The 18,971-nt window shown below is 37.3% G+C and carries 21 protein-coding genes; 3 read left to right on the top strand and 18 right to left on the bottom strand.

Translation table 11 applies throughout. The features are described from left to right. Positions 1 to 13: 13 nt before the first annotated feature. Positions 14 to 328, top strand: coding sequence for a hypothetical protein (locus MT489_RS10735; RefSeq protein WP_244681550.1), 315 nt, complete (start codon positions 14 to 16; stop codon positions 326 to 328). A 95-nt stretch (positions 329 to 423) separates the two neighbouring features. Here the strand turns inward: MT489_RS10735 and MT489_RS10730 are convergent, their stop codons facing one another. Together MT489_RS10730 and MT489_RS10725 are read right to left on the bottom strand one after the other, a co-directional pair. After that, positions 424 to 621 carry a hypothetical protein gene (locus MT489_RS10730; protein WP_244681549.1) on the bottom strand — a complete coding sequence of 66 codons (198 nt, stop codon included), beginning with the start codon at positions 619 to 621 and terminating at the stop codon, positions 424 to 426. A gap of 29 nt (positions 622 to 650) precedes the next feature. Then, positions 651 to 1,025 (bottom strand): single-stranded DNA-binding protein, encoded by a 375-nt coding sequence (locus MT489_RS10725; protein WP_244681548.1) that lies wholly within the window; start codon positions 1,023 to 1,025, stop codon positions 651 to 653. A gap of 245 nt (positions 1,026 to 1,270) precedes the next feature. On the opposite strand from MT489_RS10725, the gene MT489_RS10720 reads away from it, so the two are divergent. Beyond that, positions 1,271 to 1,684 (top strand): YwpF-like family protein, encoded by a 414-nt coding sequence (locus tag MT489_RS10720; RefSeq protein WP_244681547.1) that lies wholly within the window; start codon positions 1,271 to 1,273, stop codon positions 1,682 to 1,684. 97 nt (positions 1,685 to 1,781) lie between these two features. Here MT489_RS10720 and MT489_RS10715 read toward each other — a convergent pair whose 3' ends face one another. Further along, positions 1,782 to 2,054 (bottom strand): hypothetical protein, encoded by a 273-nt coding sequence (locus tag MT489_RS10715; protein ID WP_244681546.1) that lies wholly within the window; start codon positions 2,052 to 2,054, stop codon positions 1,782 to 1,784. 181 nt (positions 2,055 to 2,235) lie between these two features. After that, the gene (locus MT489_RS10710) at positions 2,236 to 3,534 is read right to left on the bottom strand and encodes an MFS transporter (protein ID WP_244681545.1); all 1,299 of its coding nucleotides are present in this window, start codon (positions 3,532 to 3,534) and stop codon (positions 2,236 to 2,238) included. 82 nt (positions 3,535 to 3,616) lie between these two features. Between MT489_RS10710 and MT489_RS10705 the strand changes: the two genes are divergently transcribed. Beyond that, positions 3,617 to 4,888, top strand: a complete 1,272-nt coding sequence (locus MT489_RS10705; RefSeq protein ID WP_342345943.1) for a helix-turn-helix domain-containing protein — start codon at positions 3,617 to 3,619, stop codon at positions 4,886 to 4,888. 277 nt (positions 4,889 to 5,165) lie between these two features. Here the strand turns inward: MT489_RS10705 and fabZ are convergent, their stop codons facing one another. The 14 genes from fabZ to atpD all read right to left on the bottom strand — a co-directional run bounded on the left by fabZ (position 5,166) and on the right by atpD (position 18,903). Next, the gene (fabZ, locus tag MT489_RS10700) at positions 5,166 to 5,588 is read right to left on the bottom strand and encodes a 3-hydroxyacyl-ACP dehydratase FabZ (protein WP_244681543.1); all 423 of its coding nucleotides are present in this window, start codon (positions 5,586 to 5,588) and stop codon (positions 5,166 to 5,168) included. A gap of 154 nt (positions 5,589 to 5,742) precedes the next feature. Continuing rightward, positions 5,743 to 6,036, bottom strand: coding sequence for a DNA-directed RNA polymerase subunit beta (locus tag MT489_RS10695; protein WP_244681542.1), 294 nt, complete (start codon positions 6,034 to 6,036; stop codon positions 5,743 to 5,745). A gap of 84 nt (positions 6,037 to 6,120) precedes the next feature. Next, on the bottom strand, positions 6,121 to 6,942 hold the full coding sequence (locus tag MT489_RS10690) for a flagellar hook-basal body protein (protein WP_244681541.1): 822 nt from the start codon (positions 6,940 to 6,942) through the stop codon (positions 6,121 to 6,123). 73 nt (positions 6,943 to 7,015) lie between these two features. Further along, positions 7,016 to 7,783 (bottom strand): flagellar hook-basal body protein, encoded by a 768-nt coding sequence (locus tag MT489_RS10685; RefSeq protein ID WP_244681540.1) that lies wholly within the window; start codon positions 7,781 to 7,783, stop codon positions 7,016 to 7,018. A gap of 703 nt (positions 7,784 to 8,486) precedes the next feature. After that, on the bottom strand, positions 8,487 to 9,488 hold the full coding sequence (gene mreB / locus MT489_RS10680) for a rod shape-determining protein (protein ID WP_244681539.1): 1,002 nt from the start codon (positions 9,486 to 9,488) through the stop codon (positions 8,487 to 8,489). Positions 9,489 to 9,719: 231 nt separating this feature from the next. Next, complete coding sequence (gene spoIIID, locus MT489_RS10675) at positions 9,720 to 9,986, bottom strand: sporulation transcriptional regulator SpoIIID (RefSeq protein ID WP_244681538.1); 267 nt, start codon at positions 9,984 to 9,986, stop codon at positions 9,720 to 9,722. Between the two features lie 510 nt (positions 9,987 to 10,496). Then, entirely contained in the window at positions 10,497 to 11,540 is a 1,044-nt protein-coding gene (locus tag MT489_RS10670) for an N-acetylmuramoyl-L-alanine amidase family protein (protein WP_244681537.1), read from the bottom strand. Between the two features lie 297 nt (positions 11,541 to 11,837). After that, a complete protein-coding gene (spoIIQ, locus tag MT489_RS10665) occupies positions 11,838 to 12,638 on the bottom strand; it encodes a stage II sporulation protein SpoIIQ (RefSeq protein ID WP_244681536.1) in 801 nt (266 codons plus the stop codon). Positions 12,639 to 12,804: 166 nt separating this feature from the next. Next, entirely contained in the window at positions 12,805 to 13,821 is a 1,017-nt protein-coding gene (gene spoIID, locus MT489_RS10660) for a stage II sporulation protein D (protein WP_244681535.1), read from the bottom strand. Positions 13,822 to 14,388: 567 nt separating this feature from the next. Further along, positions 14,389 to 15,681, bottom strand: coding sequence for a UDP-N-acetylglucosamine 1-carboxyvinyltransferase (murA, locus tag MT489_RS10655; protein ID WP_244681534.1), 1,293 nt, complete (start codon positions 15,679 to 15,681; stop codon positions 14,389 to 14,391). A 32-nt stretch (positions 15,682 to 15,713) separates the two neighbouring features. Next, positions 15,714 to 16,448 (bottom strand): YwmB family TATA-box binding protein, encoded by a 735-nt coding sequence (locus tag MT489_RS10650; RefSeq protein WP_244681533.1) that lies wholly within the window; start codon positions 16,446 to 16,448, stop codon positions 15,714 to 15,716. 289 nt (positions 16,449 to 16,737) lie between these two features. Beyond that, positions 16,738 to 16,971: a DUF1146 family protein gene (locus tag MT489_RS10645; protein ID WP_244681532.1), complete on the bottom strand. Its 234-nt coding sequence runs from the start codon at positions 16,969 to 16,971 to the stop codon at positions 16,738 to 16,740. Between the two features lie 86 nt (positions 16,972 to 17,057). Beyond that, on the bottom strand, positions 17,058 to 17,459 hold the full coding sequence (locus MT489_RS10640; protein ID WP_244681531.1) for a F0F1 ATP synthase subunit epsilon: 402 nt from the start codon (positions 17,457 to 17,459) through the stop codon (positions 17,058 to 17,060). A gap of 22 nt (positions 17,460 to 17,481) precedes the next feature. Continuing rightward, positions 17,482 to 18,903, bottom strand: a complete 1,422-nt coding sequence (atpD, locus tag MT489_RS10635) for a F0F1 ATP synthase subunit beta (RefSeq protein WP_244681530.1) — start codon at positions 18,901 to 18,903, stop codon at positions 17,482 to 17,484. Positions 18,904 to 18,971 lie beyond the last annotated feature (68 nt).

Genomic DNA, 18,971 nt, shown 5'->3' with positions numbered 1-18,971 from the left:
AGGTGTGATTCAAATGAATGAACAAACACCACTTTTTGATTTTCTTACATTACTAAAAAAGAAAAATGATTTATTTTATCAAGAAAGAGCCGAAATGAGGACGGATTTTCTTCTTAGAGGAATTTGTGAAAAGGAAGTGGATGGCCTTCTTAACGACCCTTCCCTCTTTCCAACTTCGTGGCTCCCGGAAACCTTACGCTGGGATTTCCTTCTTGAGGCGGGAAATAGACTTCCTGAATTACTACATGAAGCAGTAGGGTATTTTGATTGTGACATGCCTCTACAATTCGATATTGTGGAAGCTGAAAAAATCATCAAATCCCTATAAAAAAATGGGGCTGTTCCGTTTTTACGGGCAGCCCCGTCTAATTTAAGAGGAAGGTAAAACGAGGATGGTTCAATGAAAGGCACAGAGGGGGGTGTCTATTGTGCCATTATCTTTTTTACGAAGCTTGAATGGTGGGAATTAGGAAATATATTATTTTGCTGATTTTGGAGAAGGAGTTCAAGTTGAGCAACTCTTTGAGATAACTGATGAATTTGTTGGTTGGCTTTTCCGAGTTTAAAAATGAGGTCTCCAATCAGTATTTCAATAGAATCTCCCTGTTTATTCGTCTTCAAAAATTCACCTCCTTTAAAGTCCGCTGTGCTTAGAACGGCAACAACTCTTTTTCAATTACTTTTTTATCCGTCCGTTCATCAGCTGGACGCCCTCCCATAAATTTGACAGAATCGGCAATAACTTCTGTGACGTATACTTTTTTTCCATCTTGTCCGTCGTAATTCCTTGTCTGAATTCTTCCCATGATGCCAATTACGGAGCCTTTTGAACAATATTTTGCCGTATTTTCTGCTGCTTTGTTCCACAATGTACACAGTACGAAATCAGCATCAAAGTCCCCATTTGCATTACGAAACTGACGGTTTAGAGCTAGCGTAACGTTTAATACTGGGGTTCCTTCTACCGTATATCGGATAACAGGATCCTTCGTCAGTCTGCCTACTAATGTCACTTGGTTTATCAACTTTCTCAACTCCTTTTTTTGCAGGGTATTCCCATCTTATAGCACTTTATTTTTAGTGTAAAATGTGTGTGGTGTTCTTTTATCCTGCTTTTTTTGAGTCAATTTGTCATAATTCATATAGAAAAAGACATTTCTAATATGGTTTTAATAGCAAATTTGAATTTTTGCACCTTTTTGACATTTTTTATTTTATTTTTAAAAGATGGTATACTTTTGGTAAAGGAACGGTATGGGGGCGAGCTGGATTGAAAACTTTTAAAATTGTTGCTCTACAAATTTACGCAGACAAAAAAGCGATTAATATACCCCTCATGGATGGGTTAATCATCAATAAGGAAAACGAGGATGGAGTTTGGATTATAGAAGCTTTTATTGAAAAGAGATATAAGGAGCAGTTTCAAAAAAGGCATGAAAATCAAGAGTTATTTGAAATTAGGGTCGTCATTACCCATGCAGCTAATGATCCTGCACCATTTACGGTTAAAGTCCATACGATTCAAGAGCTTGGAGACAATATCAGCGTTTTGTTTGAAGGTCGTTTGAGTAAAAGGCGTAATGAATACCCTGAAATGTTATTAGATGACCTAATAAAAGAGGGATTCAGCGGAGATCAACTCTTAGAGGAATTTAGAACACGAATGAAAAAAAGGCCTAGTTAATTCCAACGATGAAAAGCGAATGACCTTTCTACCTGCCACACGCTAATGTACAAAAATTTAATTTTAAAAAAAAAGAAAAGCAGGGTATTGTCCCTGCTTATTTGTTATCCGTGTTATTCATGTCATTGTTGTTGTCGTTAGGATTAGTATCAAGACCATTGTCGTTATTCATATCATTATTGTCGTTGACGCCATTATTAACCCCATTGTCGTTGACTCCGTTGTCGTTCACACCGTTGTCATTGACTCCGTTATTCATGTCATTATTCGTATTCGGAGGCGGCGGCTCTTGATTATTCGTTCCACATCCTACAAGTAGAATGGACGTAATTGCCAATCCTCCAATAAGTTTTGCGATTCTTGATTTCATTTTGGTAAGCTCCTTTCAGATTTTTACATTGCTAGTAAACTGACCCTGCGCATGGTCTGACATTAGCTTTCCCAAATTCTCCAAAAACCTGCATAAATATTTTTTTCTGTAAAAAGAAAGATGGTACTAGGGGAAATTATCCTAGTACCATTTATATATCCTGATTTTTTTTATTAAAACATTATTGTGATACAGTCTTTACTTTTACACCTTTATTATCATATAGTTCTGGGTGTGCCATTCGAATGATTGAAGGTCTAGCAAGTGCGATTACAACTCCTACTAAGAGAATTGTTGAGGCAAGTAATATCCATTGAGCCGGAAAAAGATCGTAAAGAAATCCATATAAAACCATTCCAAGTGGCATAAGAGCCATCGCCATTGTCTCAAGGATGGAAAAAATTCTCCCTTTGTAATCATCATCAATCTGTTTTTGCATCATTACTTGAATTGGAGTATTCACGAGAATGATCATTGAACCAAATCCGAACATAAGAAAAATGTAATAGATAAAGTTAAAACTATATGACATGGATACGATGAGCGGAAATCCTGTTGCTCCCATGAAAAATCCCATCGCAAGAATTCCTCTTTTAGAAACGAGAATTGGATATTTTACTTCTTTCCTAACTGAAAAATAGATTGACATCAACAGCATTCCTAAAGCAAATGCTCCTTCTGTTACTCCGAAATGCGGGGCGGCCATTTTTAGTTTTTCAATCAAAACGTATGAGTAACCTACTTCAAAAGCTCCGAAACAAAAATTGACCATTAAAGCAATCCAAATGATTGCCATGATGACAGGCTGAGTTTTCAAATACGCAAAACCAGCTTTCATACTTTGCCACATTGGTTCTTTTGCTTCGCCTTCTTTCTTTTCCTTCCGCTTCGCAAACAATTTGAAGTTCATTGTCGATTCAAGAATAACAGCAACAATGGAAGCGATTATAAAAATAATTAAAAATACAGGCAACGAAACAGCACCATATAATAAACCTCCTACTGCTGGACTTCCGATTGCAGCGAATGATATCGACATTTGGTTTAAGGACATTGCTTTTTGAATTCTTTCCTCATCAACTAGTCCTGTTATCGATGAACTAAATGTTATTCCAGAAGTTATAGAAGTCAATGATAAAACACATGTTGTTACATAAATAGCTATGAGTGAAAGCCCTATTGTATAGGTGACAATTAAAAGTCCACAAATGGCCAGAGTTGTTGCGATTTGTGAAAGGATGACAATGGTTTTCCTCGAATAATTATCAGCTAGATATCCAACAAATGGTCCCACGAGAGTCTTAGGTAAGATATTACATATTAAATTTGTTGCAAAACTCGTCGCTGATCCTGTCGTTTGTAAAATATAAAAGCTAATCGCAAAGGCATAGACATTAGATCCAAATGTTGAAATAAGCTTGCTTGTTGTAAATGTCCATAAGTGATACGTCGCTCTTTTAAGCTTTAACGCCTCTTCCATAAAAACACTCCGTTCAAAGAAGTTTAATGTGATTAAACAAAATATAGCATGCTTTTACTTCCATTGCAAGAAAAAGTTTAATATAATTAAACTAAATCGTTGTAAGAGGTGTTGTAAAATCGATACGTTAGGTGAACGAATTAGGGAATTGCGAAAGCAGAAAAAAATGACGTTAGAAGGTTTAGCTGGAAATGTTATTACAAAAGGAATGCTGAGCCTGATTGAAAATAATAAGGCAAGACCATCGATCGAAAGTTTGACACATATAGCTGAACAACTCGAAGTTGACGTAACAGTTTTACTTGGAGCTATCCCTCCGTATCATTTTGGTGAAGTATTAGAGGAAGTAGAAACTTTATTTAATGTTGAATTTGATCAAAAAACAAATGAATATAAGAAGATTATTTCTATTATAGAACCTCTACTTGATAAGCTAAATCAAGGCTATGAGTCCGCTCGGCTGTTAGAAATTATGAGTCGTTGTCTTTATCATGAAGGTAAGGATGGATGGCGGGAAACTTCAGATAAAGCAGCACAGTTATACGATCAGATGAACTTATGTCCTAGACGTGCAGAAATAGCACTATTTCGATCGATGGTAAGATTTACTGAGCATAATTATAGTAATTCTTTAGAAATCCTTCTTCACGAACGTGCGGAAATTGAATCAAAATATGCTTATATCGATCCGATGACTCATGTTGATTTAGACTTCCATGAAGCTATATTGCATTTTGCAGTCGGAGACTTTAAATCAGCTACTAAAATCATGGAAAGTGCTATGGACTATTCTAAAGAGCATCGGATTTTTTATCGGATTGATGATTTGTACAGAGTGGCTGCAGGGCACGCTTTAATGTTTAATAATGATGAAAAAAGAGTCTTTTACTTAAAAAAATTAAAGCAATACGGAGAGTTTGCGGATGATAAAAATTCGCTCATATTTTGTGATTTATTAAATATTGAATATCTTGTTATGAATCATAAATATGAAGATGCAATAAAGGAAATAGATTCTCATTTAAAGGATTCAAATTTGACAGAGTTTTATGAACAATTTTTCTTTCTTGAAAAAGCAAAAGCATTATTCGGTCTTAAACAATATGAGAATGTTCTCCATTTACTTGATAAAATCAGTGTTCCATTCTATTTACATCATCCATTTGATTTATCTATATTTTATGTTGCAGATTCATATAAAGCCCGCTGCTATATGGAGTTAGGAAATTTGGATAAAGCTCTAGTACTTGCTGAACTTGCGGTTAAGAACATTGATCCTTTACCAGACACACATTATAAAGACTTTAGTTTTGAAACGTATGAATTAGTTAAGAAAAAGTTAAGGGATAAGTAAATGTAATATTGTGAAGTTCGAGACAGGAACGGAGGAGCAAGGCCGTGTGTTTTGAAATAGCGGAAAACCGGAACGGGGAAACGGATAGCAAGACCATCTCCTGAATACGCCGTTATTCTTAGACAGGAAAAGCGTCCCACAAGACCTAACTAATGTGCTCAAAAAGCATATTTCTCGCTATCTAAAGTTCCTACGTTTAAGCAAAAAAATCCCGTTCCAAACAAAATCGGAACGGGATTTTTATGTTTTTAAAACTTGCTAAGTTCGAAGCAAAGATTTATTTTAAAGCAAATGTAATTTCTGCCTCACAGGCCACTTCTCCATCAACTGTGGCGATTCCTTTTCCTCTTCCAATCGGGCCTTTTACACGGGTGATTTCTACTTCTAGACGGAGTTGGTCACCAGGGCGTACTTGGCGTTTGAAGCGGCAGTTATCAAGTCCTGCAAGGAAGCCAATCTTTCCACGATTTTCTTCCTTTTTAAGCATGACAACAGCACCAACTTGGGCTAAAGCCTCGACAATTAAAACTCCTGGCATCACAGGATAATCAGGGAAATGTCCGTTGAAAAATTCTTCATTCGCTGAGACATTTTTAATGCCGACCACTTTCTTCCCTTCTTCCATTTCCACAATTTTATCTACTAGTAAAAAAGGGTAGCGATGAGGGATAATTTCTTTTATTTGCTGGACATCAAGCATGGCAAATGAATCCTCCTTTTATGTAATAGATTAATTTAATTGTTGATTCTGCTTTGGATCAACTGGTGTATTGAATTTGTACCTTTAGTAAAGCAACAAAATATATGTATAAAAAGGGCCACCAGCTCTACTGATGAACCCGTATTGCCATTCCTTACTTTTTTTCCACAACAAGATCTACGATATGAGTCCATGTTTCTTTTTTCAAAACATCTTTTGGATTACCATCGCCTATGACTCCGTAGCCAACCATTAAGCCCCCTATCAAACTGCCTACAACCATAGCAATCACCAGGATAAGACGTAGCCATATTGGAATTAACCGAACTCGGATTAATCTTGGTATCTCGTTCTTTTTCGCAGCTTTTCTCTCGGCTTTTTCTGCTCGTTTTTTCTGTTTTATGTCTTCTCTTGATTGTACTTCTGCTTGGCTGATATCTTTAGCCATATGATAAACTCCTTTGCTCCCAACGGCGTCATCAAAAATAATGTTACTTTATCATATCATATTTTTTCAAAAACTGTTTTATTTTTAGCGAATTCCATTTACTAGCCCCATCATTTGGTCAGATACCGTAATAGCTCGAGACTGGAATTGTAAGGCTCTCTGTACATTCATCATATCAGTAAGCTCTTTGCTTAAGTCCACATTAGAGGCTTCTAGAGCTTGATGCTGCATTGAAATTGAATTTCTTGTTAAACCTGTTAAGTCGGAATAAACCATGGCAGGATTAACTGTAGTGGTTTCAGGCATCCCGATTAGTGAATCTCCCTTTTGTTCCATGTACTGCGGCTTATTCAAAGCGATGACTCCCAGATCAGCTACCTTAGCACCATTTGCTCGGAATTCCCCTGATTTTGTTATCGTAAAATCGTTCAGTTTATCAGAAAATATAATAGGATTATTATTTTCATCAAGAACAGCATGCCCATCCTGAGTAACGAGCATCAATTGATTATTAACGGTGGGATTAACATATAAAGCGCCGTTGCGAGTAAAACGAATATGCGTTCCATTTTCTTCTTGAACACGCACCTTTAAAAACTGATTTTCGAATGTAAAAGCAAAATCTAAAGATCTTCCTGTGTTTTGAATCGGACCTTGACTCAACACAAAAGCTGATTTTGAAAGTTTGGCACCTACTCCTTGACGAATTCCATAAGGTGATAGCCTTCCAATTTCATTTCCCCTAGAAGGTTGATTATTAATCTCTTGAAAAATCATATCCGCAAAAGAAACATCTCTTCTTTTAAAACCATTTGTTTGAGAGTTTGCGATATTATTGCTTATGATATCAAATTGTTTTTGAAGTTGGCTTATCGTGTTGGTTGCTGTTGTCATCGATCTGTTCATCACTCAGTCTCCTTTTAAAGGCTGAAAAATTACATTTTGTCTAGTAACGCAAGTTTCCTGATACTGAAGAAACCTACACTTTTCCGATCTCATTTACCGCTTTATCTAAACTTTTGTCGTAAGCTTGTATGATTTTTTGATTGGCCTCAAAAGCTCGGTAGGCTGTAAGCATTTCAGCCATCGCCCGTGTAGGATCAACATTAGAGGCTTCTATAAAACCTTGTGAAACAGAAAAGATGCCATCAGCATTGGGAAGTGTCCCATTATTTTCAGTTCGGTAAAGACCGTTTCCTTCTTTAATGAGAGTTTCTGGATTCTCAGCAGCTCCAATCCCAAGACGAGCAACTTGTACACCATCTTCTTCAATTGTCCCATTGCTTGTAACCTTAAATTGATCGCTATTTAACCGAATTCGATTGCCGTTCACATCCAATACTGGAAAGCCTTCAGCTGTAGTAAGCAAGCCTTCAGCATCTAATGTAAAACGACCATTTCTTGTATATTTTGTTTGGCCATTTACTTCTACTGTAAAAAAGACCGATGTATCCTCTAAATCAGTAAGAGCCAAGTCCGTTCCTAAATCTGTTTGGCGAAGATCCCCTTGAATAAATCGTGGTAGAGTTTCTTGCATATAGACGCCAGTATTAATTGGTCCAACAGTTTTGGATCTTGAATTACTAGAATCAATTCTTTGTAACAACATTTCAGGAAACGCACGGATGGCAGCTGTGTCTTCCTTAAAGCCTGGTGTATTAATATTGGCCATATTATTCGTCAGCAAATCTGTTTTCCTCTGCTGTGCAAACATTCCCGATGCGACTGTATAAAATCCACGTAACATCAAATCACCTCAGTGAAATATTCTGCGGAGACAATTGTTTTATAAATGAAAAGGCGCAACATGCACCAAAATATATATGATGCTGTTGAAGGTTAATATAAAAAAATTCATCGTAATCTTAAATAATGAAAAATGTTAGGGCATGGTCACGTTGAACTGCTCATAGTGACCTTAATGAGCAAAGGCCTTATTCAGGGGCATTGAGCGGTTCATCCTTACCTTTGAAGATATAATTGCTTATCACCGGGCACATTAGACTTCTCATCATGACCCTTATCTGAAAAAGTACCTACTCTTGGTAACATTGATCGCCTCATCGTGACCCTTATCTGCAAAAGTACCTACTCTAGGTAACATTGAACGGCTCAATGTGACCTTTATCTGCAAAAGCACCTACTCCAGGTAACATTGATCGCCCCATCGTGACCCTTATCTGCAAAAGTACCTACTCTAGGTAACATTGAACGGTTCAACGTGACCTTATCTGCAAAAATACCTACTCTAGGTAACATTGAACCGCCCATCGTAACCCTTATCTGCAAAAGTCCCTACCCTAGGTAACATTGAACCGCCCATCGTTACCTCGACATACCAAAACTCTCATGAAGCGTCACATTGAAACTCTCAGCTTCCTACTTGCAGAAAAAATCATTATGTGGCACATTAAAAAATCGCCAAGATTAATTATTACTCACTAGCAAGATCAAACAAAACTACGACGTAGGATTCTGTCTATATTTTCTAGCATAATACCTGTTCCAGTTGCGACAGCATCCATTGGATTTTCCGCGATAAGAACCGGTACTTTTAATTCTTCTGCAAGAAGTTGGTCAATACCGTGAAGAAGGGCTCCACCACCTGTTAAAATAACACCACGATCTATGATATCCGCTGATAATTCAGGCGGAGTTTTTTCAAGAACATTTTTTGCTGCTTGAACAATGACATCTACGGATTCACGCAACGCTTCTTCAATCTCTTTAGAATTCACAGTAATTGTTCTTGGAAGACCAGTCACCATGTCACGTCCGCGAATTTCCATTTCCTCGTAACGTCCTCCTGGGAATACAGTTCCGATGTTAATTTTAATGCTTTCGGATGTTCTTTCCCCGATAAGGAGCTTGTACTCTTTTTTAACATAGTTCAAAATTTCATTGTCAAAATTATCGCCGGCCATTTTAATGGAAGCGGAAGTAACGATATCCCCCATCGATAAAACAGCGACATCAGTTGTGCCACCGCCAATATCAACGACCATGTTTCCACTCGGTTGGAAAATATCCATTCCCGCACCAATAGCAGCAACTTTTGGCTCTTCCTCTAAGTAAATTTTCTTTCCACCGCTTTTTTCCGCTGCTTCTCGGATTGCTTTTTGCTCAACGCTTGTAATGTTTGTTGGGCAGCAGATTAAAATACGGGGTTTAGATAAAAAGCCTTTAACATTTAGTTTATTAATAAAATGCTTAAGCATTGCTTCTGTTACATCAAAATCTGCTATGACCCCATCTTTTAATGGACGAATTGCCATTATGTTTCCAGGTGTTCTTCCGACCATTCTTCTCGCTTCTTCTCCAACTGCAAGTACCTTGTTTGTATTGCGGTCAATTGCTACGACGGAAGGCTCGTTTAAAACAATTCCTTGTCCTTTAACATGAATTAAGACATTCGCAGTCCCCAAGTCGATCCCAATATCCTTTGCAAACATACAATAATCCCTTCTTTCGACATTTTTATCTATCTTTTTTTTATGTATGCTCTTTTTCAGTTTGGTGAAATTCACATTGAAAAAACAGCAAAAATAGGCATTTTCATTTTATTTCCCTAATTGTTTATTTTACCATAATCAAATTGTAAATAGGCACTAAGTTTAAAAAATAATTGTTTTTTCGACATGAAATTGTAAAAAATAAAAGGAAGCATAGCGCTCCCTCATTTTTTATGATCCACTTTTTAGTTCTTCTTTTTTGTATTTTTGTTTTGTTGCTTCCCCACCGCGTAAATGTCGGATAGATTTATGATAATCCAAAATCAATTTCACTTCATTTGCTAAGTCCGGATTGATTTCTGGTAAACGCTCTGTTAAATCTTTATGGACAGTACTTTTGGATACTCCAAACTCCTTCGCAATTACGCGAACTGTTTTTCTTGTCTCCACGATATACCTTCCAATCTTGATCGTTCTCTCTTTGATGTAATCGTGCACACCTCTCGCCCTCCTCGAAATGGATGTGAGGAGTGTGAAATGAGACTCGTCATTTACAAAAAAATACTTCATCTGCTCACGCTGGCTAGTTAATATTTGCAGCCCTTCGAAGCTTGCGACTGTTTAGTGAAATTTTTATTTGAAATCCATCTCTCTTTTCTGGATATAAACAAATCTATAACTAAATGTGGATTTTATACAACGATTGCTCACCTCAAACACTCTCTTTTTTTTGTACAGTTTGTATATACTTATTGTGTTAATGACGAATATATTCGTAAAATAAGACAATATTGCATTATGTCCCAAATAAAGAAACCAAAATAAGAATGTTTCAAATAAACAACGGTCCAGAACACCACATACAACTAAGAAACATCTGCCGAAATACGCTAAAATATTTCCCGGGTAATGTCGGAAATTTTCCTAAGGAAGTAAGTGAAGAGTGAGGGGGGTTTGTTATTGAATAGTTAATAGAAATAAGAAAAAACCTGTTTTGTGATAAACAGGTTAGTGAAAATAGTTTTGCAGCCCTTGGACAATCGAGTTGGCTACTTGTTCCTGAAATTGATAGCTTTGAATAGTACCTAAATCGTTCGCATTAGTTAAAAAACCTAATTCTAACAAAATAGATTGGGGATGATTATTCCTCAATACATAGTAATCTCCTATTTGGACACCATTATTATTTAATGGTGTTTGTTTATTTAACTGTTCTTGAATTGCAAAAGCCAAATTTTTATCAGTAGGTTGATAATAAAATGTATTGATTCCTTTTGCTCCCAAATTTTTATGAGCATTATGATGGATACTTATAAAGACGCTTGCAGGAAAACCTTGGCTAATATTGACGCGTTCTTGTAAACCGACATACCGATCATCCACTCTTGTCATAATTACATTTGCTCCAGCTTGTACTAGTTTCTTTTTTACCATTTGAGATGTTTGATAATTAATATCTTTTTCCAACAAACCGCCGATACCAATAGCTCCCGGGTCATATCCTCCATGACCGGCATCGATTATAATTGTTTTTCCTCGAAGATCACCGGCACTATTTGAAATTTTTATAGATTCCTGCTGGGAAGAAACAAGCCAGCCCGCAATCCATGCAGATTTTCCATTTTTTAAACGAATTCGTTTCCAATCACCTTTCGTCTCAATCAATGAAAAAGTGTCTCCTGATTTCGTATAACCGATAATTGGATGATTTGTTCCAGGGCCACTTCTCAAATGCACCCCATTCGCAACAACGGAAACGAGTGATTCAATCTTATTGGTAGAGTTTGTAGTTTTATATAAAAAATATGAAGCGATCCAACCAGTTTTACCATTATATTTTATTTTTGCCCAGTCATATTGAATTTCCAATACATCTACTGCAGTGCCTCTAGGAAGTGTACCGATAACCTTGGAATGTTTTGTTGGCTCCTCCCTGACATTTAGAGAGCTCGCCCCTACTTCGTAGTCTCCATTTGCGTAAGCATTCTTTACAGTTCCCAAGAATAGAAGAAAAACGATAGATAATAAAGCAAGCTTTTTAATTTGTTGCATACCGTCCTCCTTAATCATTTTCCTCTTATTATCTTGTTATTCCGTCAAGAACACTAGAAGACAATTTTCCTATTTTTTACACTAGTTTCTTTACATTGTTTCAAGAAATTGCACTTTCCTTCCTGCTTTTTCATTATAACTCTGTAATTTTTTGGTACTATTATAGAGGAAATCTGCTAAATCTCTAACTTATTTCCTTCTATATTTCATTTTGTTATCTTTTTTTACAAAACTAAAAGCTTTGTTTTATAAATAAAATTAGACGGACCATACTACGGCCCGTCTTAGTGCACTTGCTTACTCTAGCTCTGATTCAGTTATAGATTGTGTATCTTCTGTTTTTTCAGCATCCTCAGTGTCTTTTCCCTCTTCTGATTTTATGTGACCTGAAGAGTCGGAATCATCCACTTCAGTTAAAGCGGTAAGTGATTGACCAAAATAAGTCTGTGGGTTTAAAGCTACATTATCTTTTCTAATTTCAAAGTGTACATGATTCTTTGCAGCCATATTAATTTGGCTTGTACTAGAAGTGGCGAGTAAATCACCTTGTTTCACTTGATCGCCTGCTTGAACTTTTATATCTTTAACAGACTGATAAATAGTGACAACTCCTTTATCATGTTCCACTTCAATTACATTTCCTAGCAATGCATCTTGTCGAACAGAAGCAACTTTTCCGCTTAGCGCTGCTACAACTTCAAACTCTTTACCATCATTGCTGGCAATATCGAGACCCATACTTGGACGATATTTATTACCATCTACAATAAGTGCATTTTCTTGTTGTTCTTTTGAAGCATTAGCATCGAAAAAGCCTGTAAGTATTCTTACTTCATCGTCATTCTTAACTGGCATGCCGACATTTTCAAAAGGTTGGTTTACCTCGATAACTGGTTCATCTGTTTTACCAGTAATGTCTTTGCCGTTATCCGTGACCTTAGGGTCTTTGACAGCATTATTAGTGCTTGTCTGATACCAAACGATCGTAGAAATAAGCAAGGCTGCACATACTAGATAAACTGCTGGAAATACCCACCGCTTTTTGAAAAATGTTTTCCATTGAGAAGATCGATTCTTTTCTTCCTCTCTCATTTTCATCACCTCTGTCACCATTCTGAACAGAAAGCGAGAATAATATACTTCGAAAATTTAATTTATCCACTTATTTTTTCGACAAATATAAAATATTATACATTTTTACTGTGTTTTTTGAGGAAAAAGTAAAAATGCTGAATCCTCCATACACGGACCCAGCATTTTTAAGCTATTTTGAAGCTATTTTTATTTCATCATTATTGAACTTTGATATGGAAATACCTTGATAATAGTATGTTACAATTTCATCATACTTCTTCCCTTCTTTCGCCATACCATTAGCACCGTATTGACTCATGCCTACTCCGTGACCAAACCCTTTAGTCGTTACAATTATTGAGTCACCTTTTCTAATCCAATTGAAATCTGTGGACCTGAGATCTAATTTCTCTCTAATTTCCCTTCCGGTAAAACTTTTCCCATTTATTTTGACGGTCGCCACTTTTTTCCCCTCGGTCCTACTTGTAACCGTACCAATATCTTTTCCGTTTCCTATGCTCACTCCTAATTTTTGCTCGAATTCAGAAATGGTAAACACTTTTTGACTATTAAACTTCGGTGATTTGACATCCCAAGGACTTTTAACACTTTTTAAATAAGGTATTTTATTTTTCCAATATTCCTCTGCATTTTCTGTAAAACCGTTGCTCGTCGAGAAGAAAGATGCGGTAATCGGTTTATCATTAAAAGTTAGAACTTCTCCTGCCGTTTCTTTGACAGCTTCTTCTACTTTTTTATATTTCCAATCAAAATCTTTTCCCCATTGTTTTTTCAATTCTGATTTATTTTTATAAACTTGATGGTCTACTGTATCTTTAATATCCGCACCTTCAGGTATAGAAGCCTTATCAGGAGTACTCATTAAATGGGTTACAATATATGTTCGTGCGGCAAGTGCTTGCGCCTTAAGAGCTTCCTTTTCAAAGTCTGCCGGCATTTCTGATGCAACAACCCCAATTACGTAGTCTTCCAGAGGGAGTGTTTCTATTTTATTTAAACTTGTTCGAAATACAGCCACTTCCGTAATGGATTCATTTTTGGCTTGTTTTGGCTGTTCCTCCTTCTGTTCCTTCAGTTCTCCCATCGTCTTTCCATTTGTAAAAGGCAGAACGAGGATAGCTGGAATGGTGAATGATAATGCTAGCAAAATAGATGCAAAGATGAATGCTGGTTTTAATGGTTTCATGCCTATTCCCCCAATACAAAATTAAAGGCGATGAACCTCATCACCTTAGTTCAAATATATGGAATTGGACAAGCTTTTATGACATTTCTTTAGAGAACCTTGCCTAAGTATCTAAAGGATGTATTTGAAGTTTTGTGTTAAATGATAAGTTGCAAATCAATTGGCTTGGTCATGTTAACCTTCATTGGACATATTTTCGAATAGTGGTCACGGATTGTCAACTATATCAATATTATTAAAGAATTTATTAAATTACTCACTAAGGTAAAATGTAAGTTCCCTTGTTTTTGGAGCATTCAAACTGCCAAAAATAGGTTTGGAACATTAAAAGTGATAAACCTGGTGAAAAAAGCTGTCTTCCTTTTCCAATTGGACCAACAAAAAAGAAAGAGTGTTATCATAAAAGACTTGTTTTGTTGAATTCATACTCAAGAATATGCAATGACATTAAGTTTGCCAACTTTCCGTTAAAACTGAAAGCATGTTTCGAATATCAGGACAATTTTAAACACACAAAAAATCCGCCAACACTATGACTAACACGAGGCGGATTTTTTATCGATATAATTATGAATTTGTTTCTACAATTTCTGTTTCCACGGTTAGATCTTTCACACGTTCGATGTCTGCTCCTAGGGAACGGAGTTTGAGGTGGAAGTCTAAATATCCGCGGTCAAGGTGTTTTAATTCAGTTACGCGGGTGTAGCCGTCTGCTTTGAGTCCAGCAATAATGAGGGCAGCTGCAGCACGAAGGTCAGTAGCAGCTACTTCAGCACCTTGAAGCTGGCTCGGTCCGTTAATGATGACAGAGCGGCCTTCAATTTTAATATCAGAGTTCATTCTGCGAAATTCCTCTGCATGCATATAGCGATTTTCAAAAACAGTTTCTGTGATGATGCTTGTTCCTTCAGCACATACAAGAAGTGCCATCATTTGTGATTGCATGTCTGTTGGAAAGCCAGGGTGAGGCATTGTCTTAATGTCAACTGCCTTTAATTTGTCTGGACCGATTACACGGATTCCAGTTTCTTCTTCGATAATAGTAACGTCCATTTCTTCAAGCTTTGCAATTACAGAGGATAGGTGTTCAGGAACAGCTCCCTGAATAAGTACGTTGCCTCCTGTAATAGCGGCTGCTACCATGAATGTACCTGCTTCAATTCTATCTGGAATAATCGTATGGTCGGCACCATACATTTTCTCTACTCCCTCAATACGAATAGTACCTGTTCCGGCTCCTCTTACATAAGCACCCATACTATTTAAGTAATTGGCTAGGTCTACAATTTCGGGCTCTTTTGCACAGTTTTCAATAACTGTCGATCCTTCAGCGAGGACCGCCGCCATCATAATATTTTGGGTTGCACCGACACTTGGGAAGTCTAAATAAATTTTAGCTCCTCTCAATTTATCGGCTGATGCCTCAACGAAGCCATTCTCTACTTTTACTTTTGCTCCCATTGCTTCAAAACCTTTTAAATGAAGATCGATGGGACGAGAACCAATGGCGCAGCCACCTGGTAAAGCAACACGTGCTCTGCCCTGTCTAGCTAGTAAAGAACCCATTACGAGTACAGAAGCCCTCATCTTTCTTACGTACTCAAAAGGTGCCTCTACGTTAAGATCCTCTGATGCATCCACAATAATGGTTTTATCTACAAATTCAACGCCGGCATTCAAATGGCGTAGCACTTCACCTATTGTATATACATCGGAGAGAATCGGAACATCTCGTATTATGCTTTTTCCTTCACTCGCTAATAATGATGCAGCGATCACAGGCAATACGGCATTTTTTGCTCCTTCAACTTTTACAGTGCCGCTTAGCCTTTTTCCGCCGCGGACGATGATTTTTTCCAAGAGTATTCCCCTCCGCGTCCATATTCTTTATATTAATATTCAATCGTTAAGATGGGTGTGCCGACCACAATGGTCGTTCCTTGACCCATTTCATTTTTCCTAAGACCAATTTGCATATTCATTTGTTTGTTTGTAAAAAATAAGGTTTGGGCAAAAAGAGAGGAATATGCTGATATGGAGTAAAATTCCTGTTCTTTAACGGATTCAACTTCATTTGCATGTAGTGAGTGTAATAATCCATCCAAAGAAAGATCAACAAATTCATTTAGTTCCTCACTGAATTCGCCTTTTATACAAGAGAATAATTTAGGATTTCCTTCAAAAAGCTTTAAAACTGTTTTCCTGGTTATCTCCGCAGAGAATGGAGACCAGTCTTTGCCTTTTGCTTCGTATACAAGATACGAAGTTGTTTGTCTATTATTGTCGGTGGATAAAATTTGTATCGTTTCGCTAAACTTTCCATAATCAACAAAACCATCAATGGAGTATGTACCATTCGTGTTGGACAACTGCCACTTCATGTTTGGAAACTGATCAGCTAATTTCTCCTTTTTTTCCAACCAATCTTCCTCGGAAAGAAGATAGACCCTTTCTCTTGCATATAGAGACCATTCAATGATGTTACCGTGATGTTTTCCTATTATTTGCACCAATTCATCAAGATCAGTCGATTGTGGCGCTGCTATGGTGTTATTCCCAATAAATATTAATATGAAACCAACTACTATCGCAATTTGATATAAAATGGAAAATTTACTGTTTTTCATTCTCCTTCCCCCCTTAGTTACATTGTTACCACTATGGGGAAAGTAATACTTGAAGAATATCGCCAATAACGGACGTTTCTAGACTTATTTAATCGACAATTTTCGAAGGTTCCACTACAAATCATATACAAAAGTCGACATAATGGAAACAGGAAAAAGGTCCCATTCTATATTAAATACTCGTTACATTTGTCTTATTTAAATTAAAACTTCTACATTTGGGATTCTATTTGAAGTTACAATTTTACTATGAGGGAATTCCTTTTTATAAAATGCTTTATATTATGTATTAAAATAGCATTTGAAGTTGTCGCGACCAGTATAAATAGTCTAAAAAAAAGTTACTTACGGCCGAACCAATCATAATGGTTAATAAAATATAAAGCAGACGTGCTTGGAATACCCGATTTTTTCTAAGTAGCTTTTCAAAGTTTAAAGCTTGGAGTGCGTAAAAGGTAATTCCAATAAAAAATAAATGGGAGATTATATTGATTAAGGCCTGCTGACCTAGATTTTCTAGCAACTTTAATCACCTCTCTCCCATGGCTATATCACACATATGAACACCTTCTGACTATATAATCAGAAGGTGTTCAGTTATTTTAAATCTTAGTGATGTTTATAAACATCTATACGGTTCATGGCTCTTTTTAGTGCCAGTTCAGCGCGTCTGAAATCAGTATCATCTTGATTTCCTTGAAGACGACTTTCAGCACGTTTTTTTGCTTCCTCCGCACGAGCAATATCAATATTTTCAGCTCTTTCAGCGGTTTGGGCAAGTATGGTTACTTTTTCAGGACGTACTTCTAAAAATCCTCCACTAACTGCAACATATTCTGTTTCTGTTCCGTTATTTAAACGGACAGCCCCAATTTGCAGTGGTGCAACCAATGGGATATGCCCTGGAAGGATACCGAGTTCTCCCGATTCAGCTTTTGTACTTACCATTTCAACCTCGGAGTCATAGACGGGACCGTCGGGAGTGACAATACTTACTTGCAATGTCTTCATTTCATACCCTCCTGGTCTCTAATTATACTTCTACGCCCATGTCTTGAGCTTTTTTAACAACATCTTCAATAGGACCTACAAGACGGAAAGCATCTTCTGGAAGATGATCGTATTTTCCTTCAAGAATTTCTTTGAATCCTTTAACAGTCTCAGCAACTGGAACATAAGATCCTGGTTGACCAGTAAATTGTTCAGCAACGTGGAAGTTTTGCGATAGGAAGAATTGGACACGTCGAGCACGTGATACGACCAATTTATCTTCATCGGAAAGCTCATCCATACCAAGGATCGCAATGATATCTTGCAATTCACGATAACGTTGCAATGTTTGCTGTACGGAACGTGCAATTTCATAATGCTCTTCTCCTACGATTTCTGGAGAAAGTGCTCTTGATGTAGAAGCAAGTGGGTCCACCGCAGGGTAAATACCCATTTCTGAAAGCTTACGCTCAAGGTTTGTCGTTGCGTCAAGGTGAGCGAACGTTGTCGCTGGCGCAGGGTCCGTATAGTCATCCGCAGGAACGTAAATCGCTTGGATAGATGTAACAGAACCAACGTTTGTTGATGTAATACGTTCTTGAAGCTGACCCATTTCCGTAGCAAGTGTTGGTTGGTAACCAACCGCTGAAGGCATACGTCCAAGAAGGGCAGAAACCTCAGAACCTGCTTGTGTAAAGCGGAAAATGTTGTCGATGAAGAAAAGAACGTCCTGTCCTTGTTCATCACGGAAGTACTCAGCCATTGTTAGACCAGTCAAAGCAACACGCATACGTGCACCTGGTGGTTCGTTCATTTGTCCGAATACCATCGCTGTTTTATTGATAACTCCGGAATCTTTCATTTCGTAGTAAAGGTCGTTTCCTTCACGTGTACGCTCTCCAACACCAGCGAATACGGAAATACCACCGTGTTCTTGAGCGATGTTATTGATCAATTCCTGAATTAATACCGTTTTACCAACACCGGCACCACCGAAGAGACCAATCTTACCACCTTTGATATAAGGAGCAAGCAAGTCAACAACTTTAATACCTGTTTCTAAAATCTCAACCTCTGTGGAAAGCTGTTCAAATTTAGGTGCTTCACGGTGAATAGAATCACGTCGCACGTCATTAGGAAGCTTTTCATCAAGGTCAATATTTTCACCTAATACGTTAAACACACGTCCTAATGTAACATCTCCGACAGGAACGGAAATTGGTGCTGCAGTGTCAAGTACATCCATTCCACGTTGGACTCCGTCAGTCGAAGCCATTGCGATTGTACGGACAGTATCATCACCTAGGTGAAGAGCAACTTCCAATGTCAAGTCGATATTAACTTCTGATTCGTTTTGAGCTACATAAGTAACTTTAAGTGCGTTATAGATTTCAGGGAGCTGGCCATTAGCGAATTTAACGTCAACAACCGGTCCCATTACTTGTAGAACCTGTCCTTTGTTCATCATTTCCCCTCCTACCTGGGTTATAGAGGGTGTTCAAAAAGTTTTTATCCTTCTTTTTGAACACTCAA

Origin of the sequence: Lederbergia wuyishanensis (assembly GCF_022900255.1) — a bacterium.
GTDB lineage: Bacteria > Bacillota > Bacilli > Bacillales > Bacillaceae_C > Lederbergia > Lederbergia wuyishanensis.
This window is presented reverse-complemented; position numbering and strand designations above follow the sequence as displayed.

Bases quoted from the DNA above. Each gene is read 5' to 3' on its own strand.
- MT489_RS10735 (WP_244681550.1), top strand. From the start codon at position 14: ATGAATGAACAAACACCACTTTTTGATTTTCTTACATTACTAAAAAAG.
- MT489_RS10715 (WP_244681546.1), bottom strand. From the start codon at position 2,054: ATGAAATCAAGAATCGCAAAACTTATTGGAGGATTGGCAATTACGTCC.
- MT489_RS10710 (WP_244681545.1), bottom strand. From the start codon at position 3,534: ATGGAAGAGGCGTTAAAGCTTAAAAGAGCGACGTATCACTTATGGACA.
- fabZ (WP_244681543.1), bottom strand. From the start codon at position 5,588: ATGCTTGATGTCCAGCAAATAAAAGAAATTATCCCTCATCGCTACCCT.
- MT489_RS10695 (WP_244681542.1), bottom strand. From the start codon at position 6,036: ATGGCTAAAGATATCAGCCAAGCAGAAGTACAATCAAGAGAAGACATA.
- MT489_RS10690 (WP_244681541.1), bottom strand. From the start codon at position 6,942: ATGAACAGATCGATGACAACAGCAACCAACACGATAAGCCAACTTCAA.
- MT489_RS10685 (WP_244681540.1), bottom strand. From the start codon at position 7,783: ATGTTACGTGGATTTTATACAGTCGCATCGGGAATGTTTGCACAGCAG.
- mreB (WP_244681539.1), bottom strand. From the start codon at position 9,488: ATGTTTGCAAAGGATATTGGGATCGACTTGGGGACTGCGAATGTCTTA.
- MT489_RS10670 (WP_244681537.1), bottom strand. From the start codon at position 11,540: ATGCAACAAATTAAAAAGCTTGCTTTATTATCTATCGTTTTTCTTCTA.
- spoIIQ (WP_244681536.1), bottom strand. From the start codon at position 12,638: ATGAAAATGAGAGAGGAAGAAAAGAATCGATCTTCTCAATGGAAAACA.
- spoIID (WP_244681535.1), bottom strand. From the start codon at position 13,821: ATGAAACCATTAAAACCAGCATTCATCTTTGCATCTATTTTGCTAGCA.
- MT489_RS10650 (WP_244681533.1), bottom strand. From the start codon at position 16,448: ATGAAAAACAGTAAATTTTCCATTTTATATCAAATTGCGATAGTAGTT.
- MT489_RS10640 (WP_244681531.1), bottom strand. From the start codon at position 17,459: ATGAAGACATTGCAAGTAAGTATTGTCACTCCCGACGGTCCCGTCTAT.
- atpD (WP_244681530.1), bottom strand. From the start codon at position 18,903: ATGAACAAAGGACAGGTTCTACAAGTAATGGGACCGGTTGTTGACGTT.